Source organism: Pseudomonas sp. Je.1.5.c (assembly GCF_051129895.1).
Classification (GTDB): domain Bacteria; phylum Pseudomonadota; class Gammaproteobacteria; order Pseudomonadales; family Pseudomonadaceae; genus Aquipseudomonas; species Aquipseudomonas urmiensis.
This window is the reverse complement of sequence record NZ_JBCPSP010000008.1, coordinates 1-18,854: the sequence shown is the minus strand read 5'-3', so window position 1 is coordinate 18,854 and position 18,854 is coordinate 1. Positions and strand designations below refer to the sequence as shown.

The following is an 18,854-nucleotide window of genomic DNA, read 5'->3' as shown; positions in this document are numbered from 1 at the left end:
TGGCCAGGACGACCTGCACATGACGCAAAAATCAACTGCAAGAACCCTAGGCTTGCTGGCCGTACCGTGCCTGATCGCGGCGGGCCTGCTGGCCTGGTATGTCACCCGTGAGCCTGGCTCACCGTTCGATGCGCAAGCCAGCAGCCAGGCCACTGTGGATCAAGCCCTGATCCAACGCGGCGAATACGTGGCCAGGCTCAGCGACTGCGTGGCCTGTCACAGCCTGCCCGAAGGCGCACCCTTTGCCGGCGGGCTGAAGATGGCGACGCCGTTGGGGGCGATCTATGCCACCAACATCACCCCCGACGCCAGCCATGGCATTGGCGCTTACAGCCTGGCGGACTTCGACAGGGCGGTTCGGCACGGGGTCGCGCCTGGAGGGCGCCGGCTGTATCCGGCAATGCCCTACCCCTCCTACGCCAAGCTCAGTGACTATGATGTGCGTGCCCTGTATGCCTTCTTCATGAAAGGCGTGCGGGCAGCCGAGCAGCCCAATAAACCGGGGGAAATCCCCTGGCCACTCAACCTGCGCTGGCCAATTGCCCTGTGGAATGGCGTTTTCACCGATGCTGCCCCGTACGCGGCAAAAACCGAGCAAGACCCGCTGTGGAACCGTGGCGCCTACATCGTCCAAGGCCCCGGCCACTGCGGCAGTTGCCATACACCGCGCGGCCTGGCGTTCAACGAAAAGGCCCTGAGCGAGCATGGCAGCGCGTTCGTCGCCGGGGCCTTGCTCGATGGCTGGTACGCGCCCAGCCTGCGCAATGACCCCAATACCGGCCTGGGGCGCTGGAGCGAGGCGGACATCGTGCGCTTTCTCAAGACCGGTCGTAACCAGCATGCGGTGGTCTATGGCTCGATGACCGAGGCGTTCAACAACTCGACCCAGTTCATGAGCGACGATGATCTGGCGGCCATCGCCCGTTACCTGAAATCCTTGCCCGGCGATCCCCAGCGTGATGGGCAACCCTGGCAGTACCAGGCGGTGTCGGCGGCTACCCGCCTGCAAGCGCCGGGTGCACATACCTATGTCACCGTCTGCGCCTCCTGTCATGGCCTGGAGGGCCGTGGCCAGGCCGAGTGGATGCCGCCGCTTGCCGGTGCCACCTCAGCCCTGGCCAAGGAAACTGCCTCGGCCATCAACATCACCCTCAATGGCTCGCAACGGGTGGTCACTGCCGGGGTACCGGACGCTTACCGCATGCCGGCGTTTCGTGAGCAGTTGAGCGACCGCGAGATCGCCGATGTGCTGAGCTTCGTGCGCAGCACCTGGGGCAATCATGGCGGCGCTGTGCAGGCGCAAGAGGTAGCCAAGCTGCGCGAACACACCGGGCCTGCCAGTGCCAGCCCGATCATTTTGCAGATGCGCTGAACAGGAGGCGACGGGATGGAGAGCATTGACCTGATGGTCCTGCGTAGCGCCCGCGACTGGCTGGCTGCCGGCGAGCGGGTGTTGTTGGCTACGGTGGCGCGCACCTGGGGTTCCTCGCCACGGCCGGTAGGCTCGATGATGGTGCTGCGCGAGGACGGCCGGGTGGTCGGTAGCGTGTCGGGCGGCTGCATCGAAGATGATCTGATCCACCGCTACACCCGAGTTTATGGCGGCACGGGTATTGCCCCAGGGTTGCCCCAGGTGGTGCGGTACGGGGTCAGCGCGGATGAGGCGCACCGTTTCGGGTTGCCGTGTGGCGGTACCCTGGAGCTGATCCTGGAGTTCAATCCTTGCCAGCAGTTGCTCGAGCAGCTGTTGGCTCGGCTCGATGCCGGCGAGCTGGCGCGGCGCACGCTGGATCTGTCCCGCGGTGAAGTGCGCCTTGAGCCTAGCGCCAGCCCGGATCAGTTCAGCTTTGATGGTCGGTACATGATCAGCACCCTTGGCCCCGGTTATCGCATGCTGTTGATCGGCGCCGGGGCGTTGGCCGAGTACGTCGCCACCATGGCCCAGTTCAATGGCTTCAAAGTCAGCGTCTGCGACCCCCGGCCCGAGTACATGGGGGCCTGCAACGTTGCTGGGGTCGAGCAGTTGGTCGGCATGCCGGACGATGTGGTGCGGGCCTTCCGGCCTGATGTGCGCACCTGCATTCTGGCCTTGAGCCACGACCCCAAGCTCGACGACCTGGCCTTGCTCGAAGCGCTGCATAGCCCGGCGTTCTACATTGGCGCCATAGGCTCGCGGCGCAACAGTCAGCAACGCCGCGAGCGCTTGATCGAGCACTTTGGTGAGACCCAAGCCTCGCTCAAGCGCCTGCACGGACCTATTGGCATCTACATCGGCAGCAAGACCCCGGCGGAGATTGCCGTGAGCGTCATGGCCGAGATTCTTGCGGTAAAGAACAACGTGGCGTTGCCCGGCGAAGTGTCGGTGACCCATGCCAAACGGGCCAAGGAGCGGCAATTGCTTGCCGGCTGAAAGCGGCGTCGTACTTTTGGCGGGCAAGCCCGCTCCCACAGGGTCCTGGTTGGACCTGAAAAGTGCTGTCCTGCCAAGGAACCCGAGTACAGCAGCCTGGCACTGGATATCCACCTAACCCGGCAACAACCTGCTCCCAAAGGGCCCCGGCTGGACCTGAAAAGTGTTGACCTGCCAAGAGACCTGAGTGCAGCAGCCTGTACCTGAACACCCACTGACCCCGAGAACAGCCTGCTCCCACAGGGGCCCGGTTGAACCTAATAAAATGCTGACCTGCCAAGGGTCCTCAATACAGCAGCCTGCACCTGGATACCCACTGAACCCGAGAACAGCCGCCCCCCAAAGGGGTCCGGTTGAAGCTAATAAAATACTGACCTGCCAAGAGACCTGAGTGCAGCAGCCTGTACCTGAGCACCCACTGCCCCCGAGAACAACCGGAACCCTGTGGGAGCGGGCTTGCCCGCGAAGAGGCCGGAACTAAGCCCATCCGCTCAGGATCAATCGCCCATCTGAAAATTTCCTTTGCCAGGCAGCTCGCGTAGAGTTTGCCTACGCGAACCAGGCCCCCGTACCTGCAATGGACAAATACACCCCCCGCCAGTGGCTGCCCCACGAAAAACCCACCCTGCCCGGCTCTCCGTCGACCCCCCTGCACGCCCCAGGCACACGCCTGGCCTACGGCGCCGTCGGTTTGCTAGTGGCGATCACCGGCGGCCTGGGCAACGCGCTGGTCACCGCCAACTTGACCTTCCTGCAGGGCGCACTGGGCGCCACCACCGCCGAGATGGCCTGGCTACCGGCGGCGTTCGTCATGACCAACGTGTCGATGAACCTGTTGCTGGTGAAGTTCCGCCAGCAGTTCGGCCTGCGCGCCTTCACCGAGGTGTTCCTGGTGCTCTACGCACTGGTGACCTTCGCCCACCTGTTCGTCAACGACCTCAACTCGGCGATTGCCGTGCGGGCCGCGCACGGTATGGTCGGGGCCGCGCTGAGCTCACTGGGCCTGTACTACATGATCCAGGCCTTCCCTGCGCAGTGGCGCTTGAAGGCCATGGTACTAGGCCTGGGCGCCTCGCAGTTGGCCGTACCGCTGGCCCGGGTGTTCTCCGAAGATTTACTGCAAATCGCCGAATGGCGCGGGTTGTACATGTTCGAGTTGGGCTTGGCACTGGCCGCATTGGGCTGCGTGTTGCTGCTCAAATTGCCCCCGGGTGACCGTTTCAAAACCTTCGAGCCGCTGGACTTTCTCACCTTCTCGCTGATGGCCAGCGGCACCGCCCTGCTCTGCGCCGCCCTGTCGTTGGGGCGTATCGACTGGTGGTTGGATGCGCCATGGATCGGCGTCGCCCTGGCAGCGGCGATCGGTTTGATCTGCGCGGGCCTGGCGATCGAGCACAACCGCAGCAACCCGCTGCTGATGACCCGCTGGCTAGGCAGCGCGGCAGTGATCCGCCTGGCCTTGTGCGTGATCCTGATCCGCATGGTCACCTCCGAGCAATCGACCGGCGCGGTGGGCTTTCTGCAAACCCTGAACCTGGGCAACGAACAACTGCGCAGCCTGTACTGGGTGATGTTGCTCGGCGCGGTCGCCGGGCTTGCCACCAGTGCCCTGACCATCAACCCCAAGCACCTGGTGATGCCGCTGTTCGTCTCGCTCGCGCTAATGGCCAGCGGGGCGTTCATGGACAGTAGCTCAAGCAACCTGACCCGACCTGCGCAGATGTACCTGAGCCAGTTCATGCTGGCCTTCGGCAGCACGTTTTTTCTCGGCCCGTCGATGGCCTTGGGCATCAGCCATGTGCGCGCCAACCCACGCAACCTGGTGAGTTTTTCGGTGATGTTCGGCATCTGTAACAACCTCGGCGGCTTGATCGGCGCGGCCTTGCTAGGCACCTTCCAGACCGTGCGCGAGAAGTTTCATTCGAGCAACCTCGCCGAGCAGTTGAGCCGGCTCGAACCGCTGGTCAACGCCAGGGTGCAGAGCGGCGGCAGCGGCTATGCCGGGATCATCGCCGACCCCGGCCTGCGCAGCGAAGTCGGCACCCGCCTGTTGGCCAATGCCGCCACCCGCGAAGCCAATGTGCTGGCCTACAACGATGTGTTCATGTTGATCGGCACGATTGCCGTGCTGACCATGCTGTGGATCTTGCTACGCAGCCTCTGGGTCTGGTACACGACTCGCACAGCACGCCCTTCCGACACCACCAGCGGCGCTTGAACCTGATGACTCAAGAGACACCGACCACCTCTACCACCGCCATCGCCGAAACCCCGGAAGGCCTCACCCCGCCCAACGAACCGAGCAGCCCCGCACGTTCGCGGCGGGTGCGCGTGCTGTCCTCGATGACCTTTGCCGGCGTGGCCCTGGCCGGTATCCTGCTGGTGCTCTACGCCTGGCGCCTGCCACCCTTCAGCAGCGCCATCGAAAGCACCGAGAACGCCTTGGTGCGCGGCCTGGTGACGATCATCGGCCCGCAACTGGCCGGCTACGTCGTCGAAGTGCCAGTGCATGACTTCCAATTCGTCAAGGCCGGCGACCTGCTGGTGCGCCTGGACGACCGCATCTACAAACAGCGCCTGGCCCAATCGATTGCCCAACTGCAACAACAGCAAGCGGCGTTGGCCAATAACCTGCAACAGCGCAACAGCGCCCAGGCCACCATCGCCCAACGCCAGGCGGCGATCGCCGATGCCGCAGCGCAGGCCGACAAGAGCCAGGCCGACTTGCGCCGTAACCAGGCGCTGGTCAGCGACGGGTCGGTGTCGCGCCGCGAGCTGGACGTCAGCCGCGCCAGCCACGCCGCTGCCCAAGCGAGCCTGGCGCAAGCCAAGGCCGCCCTGGAGATCGCCCGCCAGGACCTGCAAACCGTGATCGTCAACCGCGCAGCGCTAGAGGCTTCGGTAGAGAACGCCAAGGCCGCCGTGGAGCTGGCGCGCATCGATCTGGACAACACCCGGGTAACCGCGCCGCGTGATGGCCAGCTGGGGCAGATCGGCACGCGTCTGGGGGCCTATGTCAATTCCGGGGCGCAGTTGATGGCCCTAGTGCCCGACGCGCGCTGGGTGATCGCCAACATGAAGGAAACGCAGATGGCCAAGGTGCGCATCGGCCAACCGGTGAGCTTTACCGTGGATGCCCTGGACCACCTGAAACTCTACGGCCATGTGCAGCAGATCTCGCCAGCCTCCGGCTCAGAGTTCGCCCTGTTGCAGGCTGACAATGCCACCGGCAACTTCGTCAAGATCGCCCAGCGGATCCCGGTTCGGATCACGGTCGACGCCGATCAGCCCGAGGCACAGCGGCTGCGCCCGGGAATGTCGGTGGTGGTCAGCATCGATACCCGCGAGCACGCAGAGCAGGCACATCCCGCTCACGATTGAGCATTGCCCGCTGGCGCTACCGGCGTAGCGCCACACACTGTGCGGCGGTCGATCAGGCGCACGCGCAACCAGCCGGTCAGTGGCAACTCGACCAGCCGATAGACCGCGATTGCCACCACGCAGCACAGGCCAATGCTCACCGGCACCATCACATAAGCCAGCACACCCGGCGCATCGAACACGTGGAACACCTTGTTGAACACCTTCAGTATGTACGGGTGAAACAGGTAGAGCGAGTAACTGGCGTCCCCGATCAGCACCAGCAGCTTGGGCAAGCTGGTTCGCGACAAGCCCAGCACCAGGCTGATGACGATGAGCGCAGCCGGTATCCCGCGCCCCACTCCACGCCCGACGTCCTCGCCCAGGCTGGCCGACAACGGCATATAGGCCAGGGCGAGCAAGCCAATCAACACCAGCGCGGCGCGCCCAGCCGAGCCGCCCGGCGCTGCGCGCCAGCTCGCGGTACGTGCATATAGCACATAGCAGCCCATGCCCAGGACAAACTCGAGCAGAATCTGCTGGGTATAGAACCTGGCCAACAGGCTCTCGAAGGTCAGCCATTGACCGAGCATGACCAACCCCAGCAGCAAGCCCGAACAGATCAACAACCGATAACGATGACTGATCGCCATGGACAGGGCGAACACGGCGTAGAAGAACATCTCGAAGTTCAGCGTCCAGCCCAGATACAGCAGCGGCTGCACGAACTCGCCCTTCTGGTAGGGAATGAACAGCAACGACTTGACCAGGCCGGTCAAGTCCGCTCGGGTATTGTCCAGCAGGCTGGGCAATACCAACGCCACGCAAAACACCCCGATCGTGCCCAGCCAGTACAACGGCACCACCCGAATCAGGCGCTTGGTAAAGAAATGGCTGCCTGACGGGGTGGTGACCATGGCCATGATGAAGCCACTGATGACAAAGAAGATATCTACGCCCCAATCGCCATTGCGAAACAGCGGCAGGTGGAAGAACACCACCGCCAGCGCGGCGATGGCGCGCAGCATTTGAATACTGTCCAGCTTGTCAGCCGGAGCCAGGGCAACGGAGGTCATGGCCACATCCTTTCAGTCAGCCTCGGGAGGCGGTAGCGCGACGTAGCCGGTTTACGACTCCAGCACCGGGCTTTTATTCGCGTGTCTGTTGGCAAGTGCGCGGCCAAGGTTCTGGCCGGTCATTTCCACGTAGCGGTAAGTGAACATCGACACCAGCACCACCATCGCCACTACCAGCAACGCCACCAGGTTGTTCAGCAGTGCACTGCCGGTATCCAGGTAACGCGTGCCGTCGATCATCGGCGCGATATCGATGCCGATCAGCTTCTTGATCAGCATGAACGCCGACACCACGCAAAACAGGATCGCCGCGTGGGTGAGGTAAATGGAGTAGGACAACTTGCCGAACAAGGCAAACCAGCGCCCGGTCAACACGCGTGCTACTGCGCCACCGTCAAAGGCGTAGATCAGGATGATGCTGCCGAACAGCGGGCTGGCGACCAAGGCCTTGGCTTCAAAGTCGCTGACCACGAACAGCAAGGCGGCCGCCACGGCAATCACCTCCAGCAGCGACATCAGCCAGAAGCCGGGGCGTTCGAAGTGGGCAAGCTTGAGGTACAGGGTGTAGATCAGGCAGCCGGTGAAAAAGTAAGCCAAGCCGCGCAATGCCTCGATAGTGAACAAGCCATTACCCACATGCATCAGCCCCAGTGCTGCCACCACCAATGCCGCCCACACCCATTGGCGCAGGCCAGCGGCAATGCTCAAGAGCAAGGCGAAGATCATGTAGGTGTAGTACTCGATGCTGATGCTCCAGGACGGGTAGTTGAACGACAAGGGGTTGGTCCAATGGGTCCAGGACTGCAGCAACAGTGCATTGGGCAGAATTTCAGCAGGCGCATAGCGCTCGGTAAACGGCGCATTGTTGAACTCCATGCCCTGTTGAAAAGCAATATAACGACCGCCTTCCAAAACAATGAATACCGCCAGCATGAACAGGTGCAGGGGCAACAAGCGGAAGGTGCGCGAAATAAAGAACCGGCGAAAGTTGAACTGCGCGCTATTGCCGTAAGCGTGCGCCAGGACAAATCCACTGAGCACAAAGAAGAATGCCACGAACACTTCGGCATGGCGAAAGAACGCCAGCTCGGTAAAACTGCCACTGACCCGCAGGTGATAGCCGACCACCGACAGGGCAAACAGGCCGCGGAAGCTGTCCAGCGAATGGAAACGCCCTTGCGCGCTCATAGCCAAGCCCTTTCCTTGATTACCCCTTCTGGATCAGGTCTAACGAAGCCTTGAAAAAAACCGGCGCCAGGCTTTTGGCATCGCGGTTGATCACCTAAATTTCGTTAGACGATGTCACGTTAGCATCACGCTAATAAAGAGCAAGGACCGCTCATGCCAAGTTAATTTGACGCTTTAACGCGTCAAAAAAACGCGGCGTAAAAAACTGAAATCAAATCCAACAATTAAATATAAAAGCAGCCCTTCAGCGCTGGCGTAAAGCGCCTACCGTTTATCGCATGCAACACCGGCGTTACACCATTGAAGGTTAACCCGGCTATTGTTGTGCAGCAGATAATGGCCCAAGGCCATTTCACTAATGGGTAACCCATCCAGGCAAGGGCTCGTATGAAACGAACGCTGGCGGTTTTGATCTGCGCATTCAGCACCCTGGCCCAGGCGGCCCCCATGCGTTGGGGCGATATTCGCGATGGCAGCCTGTACCTGCAGCCGGCACGCGACGATAGCGTGCGGGTCAGCTGGGTGCCGGCCTGGCAGACCAACGCCAACGAAGAGCGGCTGTACCTGCTCGATGGCCAGGGGCGCTTGCGTGGCGAACGCTTCATTGCCGCTAGCGAAGGCCGTGGCCAGCAGGTCTGGGCGTTACCGGCCAGCGCCGCCGCCTACCGCCTGGAGGTACCTGGCTACAGTTTTCGCAGCTATCGCATCGAGCACGATGACAACACCGTAGCGCTGTTCTCCCCGACCAAGGTGCACTTCAGCGCCGAAACGCCCAATGGCGTCGAGCTGTACTTCAAAGTCGCTGCCGGTGAGCGGGCGGTGCTGGCAGGCAAGTACTTCGGCGGGGTCAACAGCCTGCAGGCCGAGCGCCTGGGCGACCGCACCCAGGTCACCCTCAAGCTCAAGGCCTACAAGGACTATCCACGCTACGACCAGACCGCCTTGCCAGTCAGCGCCACCGAACAGGTCTGGCGCTTGCGCCTTCACGGCAGCGGCAAGGCAGCGTTCTGGCTGGACGGCACGGCCAACCTGTTCGCCCAACGTGCGCAACATTTGCAGCCACTGCGCCAGGATCCAGGGCGTGCCGAACTGCAGCTGCACAAGGAAATGCTCGGCCCCACCCCGCGCCTGGGCCTGGCCCTGCCCTACCTGTTACCACCGCCGGCCAGCCGGGGCGCCCTGGAGACGCTCAAGCCACGCGCTGGCGGTTTCTATACCGCAGTCGACATCCTCGCCAACCGCCCGCACTACGAAGATGCCTTCAGACGCTTCTACCTGGAGCAAGCCGGCATCAACCTGAACATCACCCTGATGGTCGCCAGCCAGCGCCGTAACGACCTGCAAGCCAACAGCCAGAGCCTGGCCGGCCTGGACGCTTGGCTGGCGGCCACCGTAGCCTTGGGCGGCAAGGGCACCCACTACCTGTCGTTTGCCGACGAGCCCAACTACAACTACCCCGACTACGCCACCTACAAGCGCTACTTCGACGCCATGGACCGACACGTGCGCGCCTACCCGGGTGCGCGCGAGGCCGGGGTGCGGATCGCCATGCCAGCCAGCTCGCGCTTCGTCAACGGCCCGTTCACCACACGCGGTGAGCAGCACCGCGGGATCGACTGGGCGCGGCGCATGCTCAAGGAGTCCGAGCCGCAGATCGACGCCCTGGCCTGGCACGAATGGATGGTGCGCGACCTGCTGGCCACCCGCGTCTACCGCGACAGCGTGCGGCGCGCCGCTGAAGTGGTCGGTATCAACGCCGAGGGCCGGCCACGCAAGGCGCTGCTGCTCGACCAGACCAACATTTCCCCAGGCCCCAGTGTCAGCCCCTACGAACAGGAAACCCACTTCGCCTCGTTATGGTGGGCCTCGGTGGCGATCAATTCGGCTCAGGATGGCCTGCTCGACATGCTCAACTGGTTCCAGGCGGCAGATGATCCCGACCACATGAAGGGCATGATTCGCCTGCCCGGCCAAGACCGCTTCGAATTGAAACCCGTCGGCCTTGCCCAGCAGTTCATCCAGGCGCACTGGCTCGATCAGGTGCAACGGATGGACAACAGCGCCTTCGAGGTGGATGCCCTGGCCATGGCCCGCGACCGCCAGCGCAGCGTGCTCGGCGTGAACAAGGCTGAGCGTCAGCAACACGTGACCCTGCAAGGTGTCGGTCGCGCCTGTCCTTCACTGAGTCTGTTCGGCCCCGACAGCCGCAGCCGCCCGGCAGCGGTCGATTGCACAGGCGGACAGATTCACTTCCAAGTCCCTGCCCAGACCTTGTTCGCCTTGAGCTGGCGGGCGTCCTGAGCCTGATCCTGAGCAGTGCCTTGGGGCGCTGATTCAAGCGCTGCAGCGCACGGGTGCCGAGTGAACTGCGGGTGTGGGTATGAATGAGGCTAGGGTTAGCCACAAAACTACCCTGCACTGCGCGCAGCAACGCTTTGCCAAATGCGTCCCGATGCCGTCTTGCCACGATTGCGCCCCTCTAGCGCGTGGGTTTTAATCCCGACCCACCGGTCATTCCGGCATCTTTTCGCACTCCGCTATTCAAGGACGCACGACCATGTACAGGACGCTCGTACCGCTAGCGCTATTGGCCACCCTGGCCGGTTGCTCGGACACCAAGGACGCCACCGAAGCCAACTTCCGGCAAGCCGCCCAAGCCTACCTCGACACCCAGTACCCGCATTGTTTCGTGGTCAGCTCGTTCCCGACCAAAACCAAGGACTTCGACGTCAACGGCACCAACAAGGCCCTGCATGCCCTGGCCCAGGTGGGTGTGGTCAGCGAGAAAGAGATCTCTCGCACTGAAGTCCCCGAGCGCCTCTGGCAGCCAGCGCGTACCGACATCTACTACGCCTATGACCTGACTGACGAAGGTCGCAAGTACTACAAGGCCGATGGCCAGAAGCTGATGAATGGCAAGACCGTCGGGGGGCTGTGTTTTGGCAAGGCGCAAGTGACCGGGATCGATCAGTACACTGAACCGGGCGAGATGATGGGGCAGAAAATCTCGCGAGTGACCTACGCCTACACGATCACCGACCTGCCGCCGTGGACGGCCAATGATGGCGTCAAGGCCAACCTCTCTGGGTTGGACAAAGTGGTTGCCAGTGCCCAGGCACCCTTGAAGGAAACCCGCGCGATGGTGCTGACCAACAACGGCTGGGTGCATGAGCGATTGATTGCCAAGTGATGCCCAGGGCCGCTTGCGAACTTATCCGTTTGAGGTGGCGGCGCTACTGGCCCCTTCCGCCTTTACGGCGGCTTACTTTTCTCTTGGGAGAAGTAAGCAAAACCGCTCGCTCCTACATACGGCCCTGCGCTGCGCTACGGGTCCCTTCGCGCCGGCGCGAGGGGATCCCGCCACGGCGGGACTGATGGTGGAGCGAAGCGTTTTTTGAGCACAGGGCAACGCCCTCCCTCAGAGCCACCAGGCCAGCACCACCGGCAACCAGACAAACGACAACACCGTCGAACACATCACCAGGTTCGCCACCTGCTCCGGCGAGCGGTTGGCGCGCACCGCCAGCAGGTAGTTGAATACCGCCACCGGCATCGAGGACTGCACCATCAGCACCGCCTTTTCCATGTGCTCAAGCCCCAGCAGCGCGCCCACGCCCCAGCCCACTGCCCCACCCAGCACGATGCGCAGGCCGCCGAGCAGCATGCCGCTGCCGACGTGATGCAGGCGAATGCTGGCCAGCGACACCCCCAAGGTCAGCAGCATCAGCGGGATGGTCATGCCCCCCAGCAGATCTGCGGTATTGGCCAGCCAGCGCGGCAGCTCCAGGTTGAAGAAGATGATCGGCATCGCCCCGGCCAGGCTGATCACGATCGGGTTGCGCAGCATCGCCTTGACCGAGCTGGCGTTGCCGGAAAGCACAATACCCAGGGTGAACTGGAAGATCGACAAGGTCAGGAAGAACGCCACCGCCAGCGCCAGGCCGTGCTCGCCAAACGCATACAAGCTGACCGGCAAGCCCATGTTGCCGGTGTTGGGATACATGAACGCCGGTAGCAGCACCCGCCAGTCCCGCCCGCACAGACGGCTGACAATGACGCCCGCCAGGGCCATGCCTGCCATGCACAGCACACAGGCCAGGGCCATGCTGGTGAAGGCGCTCTGGTCCAGTTTGGTCCGGCTGAGGGTCGACAAGACCAAGGCTGGGGTACCGACGGTCATGACGATGCGGGCGATGAATTCGGTCGGGTAGTCGATACCGCTGCGGGCCCAGGCATAGCCGATGCCTGCGACGATGAACACCGGAGCCAGAACAGCGAACAGCGAAGCCAGCATGCAGCATGCCCTCCGTGGCGATCAGACTGATCGGCCGAAAAGTCAGCATTATGCCGCACCCTCGCCACCGCGGCGCAAGCCCGCCTCTACCCGAATACCTCAAACCCTGTAGGGGCTTGCCCGCGATAGCGATGAATCGGTCAACCCTTCAACCCGGGAACAAAAACGGATTGATACTGCTGCGGGCATACCCTTCGCGCTCAAGCTCAGCATCCAGGAGCAAGGATGCAAGGTCATCGGCGACCGGCTCCAGCCCCTGATCATGCTCGTAATAAAACACCTTCAGGTAACTTTCGCAGTCGCCACAGCTCTCGGCCTTCACCGCGCTGTCCTGGCGATCCAGCGACCAGTAGTCGAGCTTGCCCGTACTTTCACAGTTGCTGCACTTGGCCCGCACCATATGCCAGCGGCTTTCGCACAATCCACACTGCAGGTAACGCAGGCCGGCCCGCTTGCCGGTGAGGATCACGCTGGCCAGCGGCGCACTGCTGCACACCGGGCAATACTGGCGCTGCTCGCCGACAGCCGCCTGGGCGCTGGCCGGCAAGGCCGCAGCAAGCTGGCTGAAGTAGAGCATCAGCGCCGCCCAGAAGAACACCGCCTGGCCACTGCCAACCTGGTCGTAGCGACCGTGCAGCAAATGCTCTGCGCAGGTTTCACGCTGCTCGGCAGTCATGCTGGCAATGCTCCGCAATGCGGCAGCCACGGGCGCGCTGGCATCGGCCGTGAGGTGCTCCAGCAACTGCTTGAGCAGCGCCTGCCAATAGGCCGAACGCGGCAGGCTGCGCACATCCAGTGGCGCGCCCTCGCCTACCCGCCCTGCCAGGGTCTGCAGCTCTTCGTCGGGCACCGGCAGGTTGTCCAACAGCGCCTGCTGGGCCTGGGCAATGCGCGCGGCGAATGCCAGGTACGCAGCCTGATCATGGCCCTCGGCCAACTGGCGCAAACGCGCCGCACGCTGGCCGTAGTGGTTGCGCAGCTGCGGCAGCAACAAGGCGCTGATCTCGCCCACGCCGCCGCTGGCCTGCTCCACGGGGGTTAACTTGATGCTGCTCATTTCTTGTCACTCTTGGAAATCTGCTGGTACCAGCGGTCGTGGTGCGATTTGGCCCAGCTACGCGACACGTAACCGGTAACCATGCCGCGGATCGAACCCTTGACCCAGAACGCCAGGTAGGCGTGGCCAATAATCAGCAAGATCAGCGAGATCCCGGCCACGGCATGGGTGAACAGCGCGATGCGAATCAACGGGATGCTGAAATAGTCGGCAAACCACGGCCGCCAGATCACCACGCCACTGAGCATCAACAGGCTGATCAGGCCCATGATTCCCCAGAACAGGATCTTCTGCCCGGCGTTGTATTTACCGATCTGCAAGGGCTTGCTGTGATCGCCCGCCAGCACCGTCTTGACGTTACGAAACCAGATCGCGTCCTGGCGCTCGGGCAGGTTGTACTTCACAAAGCGCACGAACAGGAACATCAACACCACGAACACTACCACCCCCAGGAACGGGTGGAGGATGCGCGCCAGCTGTGGCGTGCCGAACACGCCGTTGAGCCAGTTCAGCGACGGGAAGAACCACGACAGCCCCGACAGCGCCACCATGAAGAAGCAGATGACCATGAACCAGTGGCTGGCGCGGTCGATGAAGCGGGTCCGCAGGATCAGTTTGTCCTTGTTCATCATGCGCTCTCCTTCTCATCTTCTTCGACTTCGTTAGGGCCAACGCCGATGTAGTGGAACACCGTACCGGCGAGGGTGGCGAAGAACGCTGCCGCAGCCACTGGCTTGAGCCAGCCTTTCCAGCCTTCGATGGCGCCGCTGATGCGCGGATCTGGGTTTAGTTTGTGGTACAGCTGCGGCTTGTCGGCGTGTTGCAACACATAGAACACATGGGTGCCGCCCACCGCTTGCGGGTCATAGATACCCGCGCCGGCAAAGCCGCGGCCGTGCAGCTCGGTAACGCGCTCCTCGGCCTGCACCAGCATGTCGGCCTTGCTGCCGAAGTTGATCGCACCGGTCGGGCAGGTCTTGACGCAGGCGGGCTCCTGGCCGACCGTCACCCGGTCGACGCACAGCGTGCATTTGTAGGCCTTGTTGTCCTTCTTGCTGATGCGCGGCACATCGAACGGGCAACCGGCCACGCAGTAACCGCAGCCAATACAGTGCTCGGACTGGAAATCGACGATGCCATTGGCGTACTGGATGATCGCGCCCGGTTGTGGGCAGGCTTTCAGGCAGCCAGGGTCGGCGCAGTGCATGCAGCCATCCTTGCGGATCAGCCACTCGAGTTTGCCCGCCTCGTTCTCGTGCTCATCAAAGCGCATCAAGGTCCAGGTATCGGCGGTGAGGTCGGCCGGGTTGTCGTAGACACCGACGTTATGGCCGACTTCATCGCGCAGGTCGTTCCATTCATTGCACGCGACCTGGCAGGCCTTGCAGCCGATGCAGATGCTCACATCGATCAGCTTGGCCACTTCGGCCTGGTGATCGCGCGCGCGCGGCGCCGGGGTGAACGCGTGGGTCGCCGAACGGCGGATGATGTCTTGGGATTGCAGGGACATGTCAGTCGCTCCGTCAGGCCTTTTCCACGTTCACCAGGAACGCCTTGTATTCCGGGGTGTTGGTGTTGGAATCACCGATGCCAGGGGTCAGGGTATTGGCCAGGAAGCCCTTGCGGGTCGCGCCTTCATAGCCCCAGTGGCACGGGATGCCGATGGTGTCGACCGGCTGCCCGTCGATTTGCAGGCGGCGGATCCGCTTGGTCACTACCGCCTTGGCCTTGATATAGCCCCGCTTGGTAGTGACCCGCACCAGGTCGCCTTGGACGATGCCCTTTTCCTTGGCCAGCAGTTCACCGATCTCGATGAACTGCTCGGGCTGGATGATCGCGTTGAGCTTGGAGTGCTTGGTCCAGTGACGGAACAGCTCGGTGATCGAGTAGGTGGTCGCCACATAAGGGAATTCTTTACGGTCGCCCATGCGCGCCCGGTCACTGTCGTACAGCCGCGCCGTGGGGCTCTTGCTGACATTGGGGTGCAGCGGGTTTTGCGCCAGCGGGCTTTCGGTCGGCTCGTAGTGTTCCGGGAACGGCCCATCGTTCATGGCGCCGACCGAGAACAGCCGGCCCACGCCCTCGGGGAGCATGATGAACGGGTTGGTCTGGGTGCCCGGGGCGATGTTGACCGGGAAGTCGGGCACGTCGATGCCGCTCCAGCGACTGCCGTCCCAACCGATGACCTTGCGCTTGGCATCCCACGGCTTGCCCTGCGGGTCGGCCGAGGCACGGTTGTAGAGAATCCGCCGGTTCTGCGGCCAGGCCCACGCCCAGCCCGGGGTGCAGCCCAAACCGCTGTCGGCATTGTCGCGCCGGGCCATCTGGTTGCCAGCCTCGGTCCAGGAGCCGGCAAAGACCCAGTTGAAGCACATGGTGCTGCCGTCGTCGCGCAGCTGGCCGAAGTTGTCCAGTAACTGGCCCTTGCGCAAGATCAGGTTGCCCTTGTCGTCGCGCAGGTCGGCCAGGGCGTAGCCATTGGACTCCTTGGCCACTTCTTCCGGGTCAGGGTCGTAGGGATTCTTGTAGTCCCAGGCCATGTTCAGCACCTGCTCGGGGCACGCGCCGCCTTCAGTGCGGTACAGCTCGCGCAGCTTCATGAACAGGTGGCCGAGGATCTTGCCATCATGCCAGGCCTCGCCGGGTGGCGCGGCGCCTGCCCAGTGCCATTGCAGCCAGCGCCCGGAGTTGACGATCGAGCCATTCTCCTCGGCAAAGCAACTCGATGGCAGGCGGAACACTTCGGTCTGGATCTGCCCAGGATCGACATCGTTGGACTCGCCGTGGTTCTGCCAGAAGCTCGAAGTCTCGGTGGCCAGCGGATCGATGATCACCAGGAACTTGAGCTTGGCCAGCGCCTGGGCAGCCTTGTTCTTGTCCGGGAAAGCGGCAATCGGGTTGAAGCCTTGGGCAATGTAGCCGTTGACCTTGCCCTCGTACATGCGGTTGGAGAAGTTCAGCACGTCATAGCTGTCGTCCCACTTGGGCAGCCAGTCAAAGCCCCAGTCGTTGTCGCGGGTAGCTTTGTCGCCGTACAGGCTCTTCATCAGGCTGATGAAGAACTTGGGCGTGTGCTGGTAGTAGTTGACCTGGTCGGGCAGCTGGGCACTGGGCGTGGTCTGCTTGAGGTAGGTGGCAAGCGTGGTCTGCTCATCGGACGGCAGGTTCATGTAGCCCGGCAGGCGCTGCGAGAGCAGGCCCAGGTCGGTGTAGCCCTGGATGTTGGAGTGCCCGCGCAGGGCGTTGACGCCGCCGCCGGCCATGCCGATGTTGCCCAGCAGCAACTGGATCATCCCCGAACCGCGGATCATCTGCGCGCCGGTGGTGTGGTGGGTCCAGCCCAGGGCATAGAGGAAGGTCGCGGTCTTGTCCGGCGCGCTGGTGCTGGCCATGATCTCGCAGATTTCCAGGAAGTCGTCCATGGGCGTGCCGCAGATCTGGCTGACCACTTCTGGGGTGTAGCGGCTGACGTGTTGCTTGAGCAGGTTGAACACGCAGCGCGGGTGGCTCAGGCTCAGGTCGCGGCGGGCGTGGCCGTGCTCGTCCAATTCATAGGCCCAGGAGCTGCGGTCGTAGCGTTTGCTCTTGGCGTCGTAGCCGCTGAACAGGCCATCATCGAAGCTGTAGTCGCTGCGCACGATCAACGAGGCGTTGGTGTAGGCGCGCACGTATTCGTGCTGGATGCGGTCGTGGGTCAGCAGGTAGTTGACCATGCCCATCAGGAAGGTGATGTCGGAGCCGGCGCGTACGGGCGAGTAGATGTCCGCCACCGAGGCGCTGCGGTTGAACCGTGGGTCGACGACGATGACCTTGGCGCCGTTGCGAATCTTCGCCTCGATCACCCACTTGAAGCCCACCGGGTGCGCCTCGGCCGGATTGCCACCCATGATCAGCACCACGTTGGCGTTCTTGATGTCGACCCAGTTGTTGGTCATCGCGCCACGGCCGAAGGTCGGCGCCAGGGCGGAAACGGTCGGCGCGTGACACACCCGCGCCTGGCTATCGGTGCCAAGGATGCCCAGGGCACGGGTGAAGCGCTGGTCGAGCGAGCCGGTTTCGCTGCTGGCTGCCGAAGAGCAGAGCATGCCGGTCGACAGCCAACGGTTGACCGTGACGCCCTTGGCGTTCTTCTCGATGAAGTTGGCGTCGCGGTCATCCTTCATCAGCCGGGCGATGCGGTCGATGGCATAGTCCCAGCTGATCCGCTGCCATTTGTCCGAGCCTGGGGCGCGGTACTCGGGGTACAGCAGGCGTTGCTCGCTATGGATGTAGTCGACCAGGCCAGCGCCTTTTGGGCATAGCGAGCCGCGGCTTACGGGATGATCGGGGTCGCCTTCGATGTGGAAGATCCGCGCCTTGGCGTTTTTCGCGCCATCGCCCAGGCTGTACATCAGGATGCCGCAACCGACCGAGCAATAGGTGCAGTTGTTGCGGGTTTCCTTGGCGCGCAGCAGTTTGTACTGGCGAGATTGGCTGGCATTGGCCACTGCCGGGCCGAAGCCGAGCGAAACAGTGGTGGCTGCCGCCGCACCGGCGGTACAAAGTTTGAAGAACTGTCGTCTGCCAAGTGCCATGAATTTCTCCTCATGCAGGCCCGGGTTAATCACAGGCAAGTAGGCGCGGTGGCGTGGGCCACTCTGTTATGAAGTGTGAAAAAGTCCGTGGACGGAGTGTTAGGCCGACGCGGCGTTAGTTGTCGAAATCGGCGGTTTACTTTTCGCGGGCCGGCTTGCTCCCACAAAGGTCGCGTAGCGTTCATTGACGCTACAACCCCAGTAGGCCGGGCTTTTCCGCGAAGAGGCCGGCTAATTTTCTACCCGCCCCATGCGTCAAATCAGCACGCGCCCGCCATTGTAATGACCCTACAACAAGTGAGCCAATTGACCCGTTCGATCATTTGATAAGTTTTATCGATCAACGGGCTGATTAGCTAAAATAATTGCTGACTGTAATGATCTGGATCAAGAAATCGCTCAACCCTGTAACTAAGCGTGCAACTCAATACGACCAAAGTAGGTGGCGGAATAATTCTCACTTTCGCAGTAGATATTTAAAAGCATCGTCTTTAGTTAGACGTTTGGGGTAATGGTCTTGCACGCTCTTGGACTCTTGGGCTGCGAGCTTATCCATTGGATGTGGCGATGCCACTGGCACCTTCCGCCCTTACGGCGGGTTACTTTGTTTCAGGCGAAAAAAAAGTAACCAAAAAATTCTGCGCTCCACCATCCCGGCCCTACGCTGCGCTTCGGGTTCCTGAAGGCGCGAAGTTAGTGGCGGCGCCTGGGCTGGCGTTATCTGGCGATAGTGACAAATGGGGTGGATTGTCGGACGTCATCGCGGGGCAAGCCCGCTTGTATGGTTAGACTTGAAGGGGTGGTGGGACTAAATGCCCGATTCTGACTGTTCGCAGCAGTACAGACCGTGGGAGACATCGCCCCACCCCTTCCACCAAAGCGCCGATAAAGAATG

Annotated in this window: 13 protein-coding genes; 6 read left to right on the top strand and 7 right to left on the bottom strand. The window is 62.4% G+C overall.

All coding sequences use genetic code 11. The features are described from left to right. Positions 1–19: 19 nt before the first annotated feature. From AAZU54_RS08820 to AAZU54_RS08805, 4 genes are all read left to right on the top strand, one after another. Positions 20–1,372, top strand: coding sequence for a c-type cytochrome (locus AAZU54_RS08820; protein WP_434727015.1), 1,353 nt, complete (start codon positions 20–22; stop codon positions 1,370–1,372). 15 nt (positions 1,373–1,387) lie between these two features. Further along, positions 1,388–2,410: an XdhC family protein gene (locus tag AAZU54_RS08815; protein WP_434727014.1), complete on the top strand. Its 1,023-nt coding sequence runs from the start codon at positions 1,388–1,390 to the stop codon at positions 2,408–2,410. Between the two features lie 577 nt (positions 2,411–2,987). Then, positions 2,988–4,628, top strand: coding sequence for an MFS transporter (locus tag AAZU54_RS08810; protein WP_312155400.1), 1,641 nt, complete (start codon positions 2,988–2,990; stop codon positions 4,626–4,628). A gap of 5 nt (positions 4,629–4,633) precedes the next feature. Next, on the top strand, positions 4,634–5,791 hold the full coding sequence (locus AAZU54_RS08805; protein ID WP_434727013.1) for an HlyD family secretion protein: 1,158 nt from the start codon (positions 4,634–4,636) through the stop codon (positions 5,789–5,791). Here AAZU54_RS08805 and AAZU54_RS08800 read toward each other — a convergent pair. Beyond that, positions 5,782–6,846, bottom strand: a complete 1,065-nt coding sequence (locus AAZU54_RS08800) for an acyltransferase family protein (protein ID WP_434727012.1) — start codon at positions 6,844–6,846, stop codon at positions 5,782–5,784. The two genes, AAZU54_RS08805 and AAZU54_RS08800, sit on opposite strands and share 10 nt — an antisense overlap. Positions 6,847–6,897: 51 nt before the next feature. After that, positions 6,898–8,034 carry an acyltransferase family protein gene (locus AAZU54_RS08795; RefSeq protein ID WP_434727011.1) on the bottom strand — a complete coding sequence of 379 codons (1,137 nt, stop codon included), beginning with the start codon at positions 8,032–8,034 and terminating at the stop codon, positions 6,898–6,900. A 387-nt stretch (positions 8,035–8,421) separates the two neighbouring features. On the opposite strand from AAZU54_RS08795, the gene AAZU54_RS08790 reads away from it, so the two are divergent. Next, positions 8,422–10,335, top strand: a complete 1,914-nt coding sequence (locus AAZU54_RS08790) for a hypothetical protein (RefSeq protein WP_434727010.1) — start codon at positions 8,422–8,424, stop codon at positions 10,333–10,335. Between the two features lie 256 nt (positions 10,336–10,591). After that, the gene (locus tag AAZU54_RS08785; protein WP_186554522.1) at positions 10,592–11,224 is read left to right on the top strand and encodes a hypothetical protein; all 633 of its coding nucleotides are present in this window, start codon (positions 10,592–10,594) and stop codon (positions 11,222–11,224) included. Positions 11,225–11,452: 228 nt separating this feature from the next. Here the strand turns inward: AAZU54_RS08785 and AAZU54_RS08780 are convergent, their stop codons facing one another. The 5 genes from AAZU54_RS08780 to fdnG all read right to left on the bottom strand — a co-directional run bounded on the left by AAZU54_RS08780 (position 11,453) and on the right by fdnG (position 17,959). Then, positions 11,453–12,328 (bottom strand): AEC family transporter, encoded by an 876-nt coding sequence (locus AAZU54_RS08780; RefSeq protein ID WP_186554523.1) that lies wholly within the window; start codon positions 12,326–12,328, stop codon positions 11,453–11,455. Positions 12,329–12,476: 148 nt separating this feature from the next. After that, the gene (fdhE, locus tag AAZU54_RS08775) at positions 12,477–13,385 is read right to left on the bottom strand and encodes a formate dehydrogenase accessory protein FdhE (protein WP_434727009.1); all 909 of its coding nucleotides are present in this window, start codon (positions 13,383–13,385) and stop codon (positions 12,477–12,479) included. Beyond that, a complete protein-coding gene (locus AAZU54_RS08770; RefSeq protein WP_186554611.1) occupies positions 13,382–14,014 on the bottom strand; it encodes a formate dehydrogenase subunit gamma in 633 nt (210 codons plus the stop codon). Before AAZU54_RS08770 ends, fdhE begins: the two co-directional genes overlap by 4 nt. Continuing rightward, a complete protein-coding gene (fdxH, locus tag AAZU54_RS08765) occupies positions 14,014–14,895 on the bottom strand; it encodes a formate dehydrogenase subunit beta (RefSeq protein ID WP_186554525.1) in 882 nt (293 codons plus the stop codon). The genes AAZU54_RS08770 and fdxH overlap by 1 nt, the downstream gene beginning before the upstream one ends. Positions 14,896–14,908: 13 nt before the next feature. Then, positions 14,909–17,959 (bottom strand): formate dehydrogenase-N subunit alpha, encoded by a 3,051-nt coding sequence (gene fdnG / locus AAZU54_RS08760; RefSeq protein ID WP_186554526.1) that lies wholly within the window; start codon positions 17,957–17,959, stop codon positions 14,909–14,911. Positions 17,960–18,854 lie beyond the last annotated feature (895 nt).

Coding starts and splice junctions, on each gene's coding strand:
- AAZU54_RS08820 (WP_434727015.1), top strand. CDS start 20: ATGACGCAAAAATCAACTGCAAGAACCCTAGGCTTGCTGGCCGTACCG.
- AAZU54_RS08815 (WP_434727014.1), top strand. CDS start 1,388: ATGGAGAGCATTGACCTGATGGTCCTGCGTAGCGCCCGCGACTGGCTG.
- AAZU54_RS08810 (WP_312155400.1), top strand. CDS start 2,988: ATGGACAAATACACCCCCCGCCAGTGGCTGCCCCACGAAAAACCCACC.
- AAZU54_RS08805 (WP_434727013.1), top strand. CDS start 4,634: ATGACTCAAGAGACACCGACCACCTCTACCACCGCCATCGCCGAAACC.
- AAZU54_RS08800 (WP_434727012.1), bottom strand. CDS start 6,846: ATGACCTCCGTTGCCCTGGCTCCGGCTGACAAGCTGGACAGTATTCAA.
- AAZU54_RS08795 (WP_434727011.1), bottom strand. CDS start 8,034: ATGAGCGCGCAAGGGCGTTTCCATTCGCTGGACAGCTTCCGCGGCCTG.
- AAZU54_RS08790 (WP_434727010.1), top strand. CDS start 8,422: ATGAAACGAACGCTGGCGGTTTTGATCTGCGCATTCAGCACCCTGGCC.
- AAZU54_RS08785 (WP_186554522.1), top strand. CDS start 10,592: ATGTACAGGACGCTCGTACCGCTAGCGCTATTGGCCACCCTGGCCGGT.
- AAZU54_RS08780 (WP_186554523.1), bottom strand. CDS start 12,328: ATGCTGGCTTCGCTGTTCGCTGTTCTGGCTCCGGTGTTCATCGTCGCA.
- fdhE (WP_434727009.1), bottom strand. CDS start 13,385: ATGAGCAGCATCAAGTTAACCCCCGTGGAGCAGGCCAGCGGCGGCGTG.
- AAZU54_RS08770 (WP_186554611.1), bottom strand. CDS start 14,014: ATGAACAAGGACAAACTGATCCTGCGGACCCGCTTCATCGACCGCGCC.
- fdxH (WP_186554525.1), bottom strand. CDS start 14,895: ATGTCCCTGCAATCCCAAGACATCATCCGCCGTTCGGCGACCCACGCG.
- fdnG (WP_186554526.1), bottom strand. CDS start 17,959: ATGGCACTTGGCAGACGACAGTTCTTCAAACTTTGTACCGCCGGTGCG.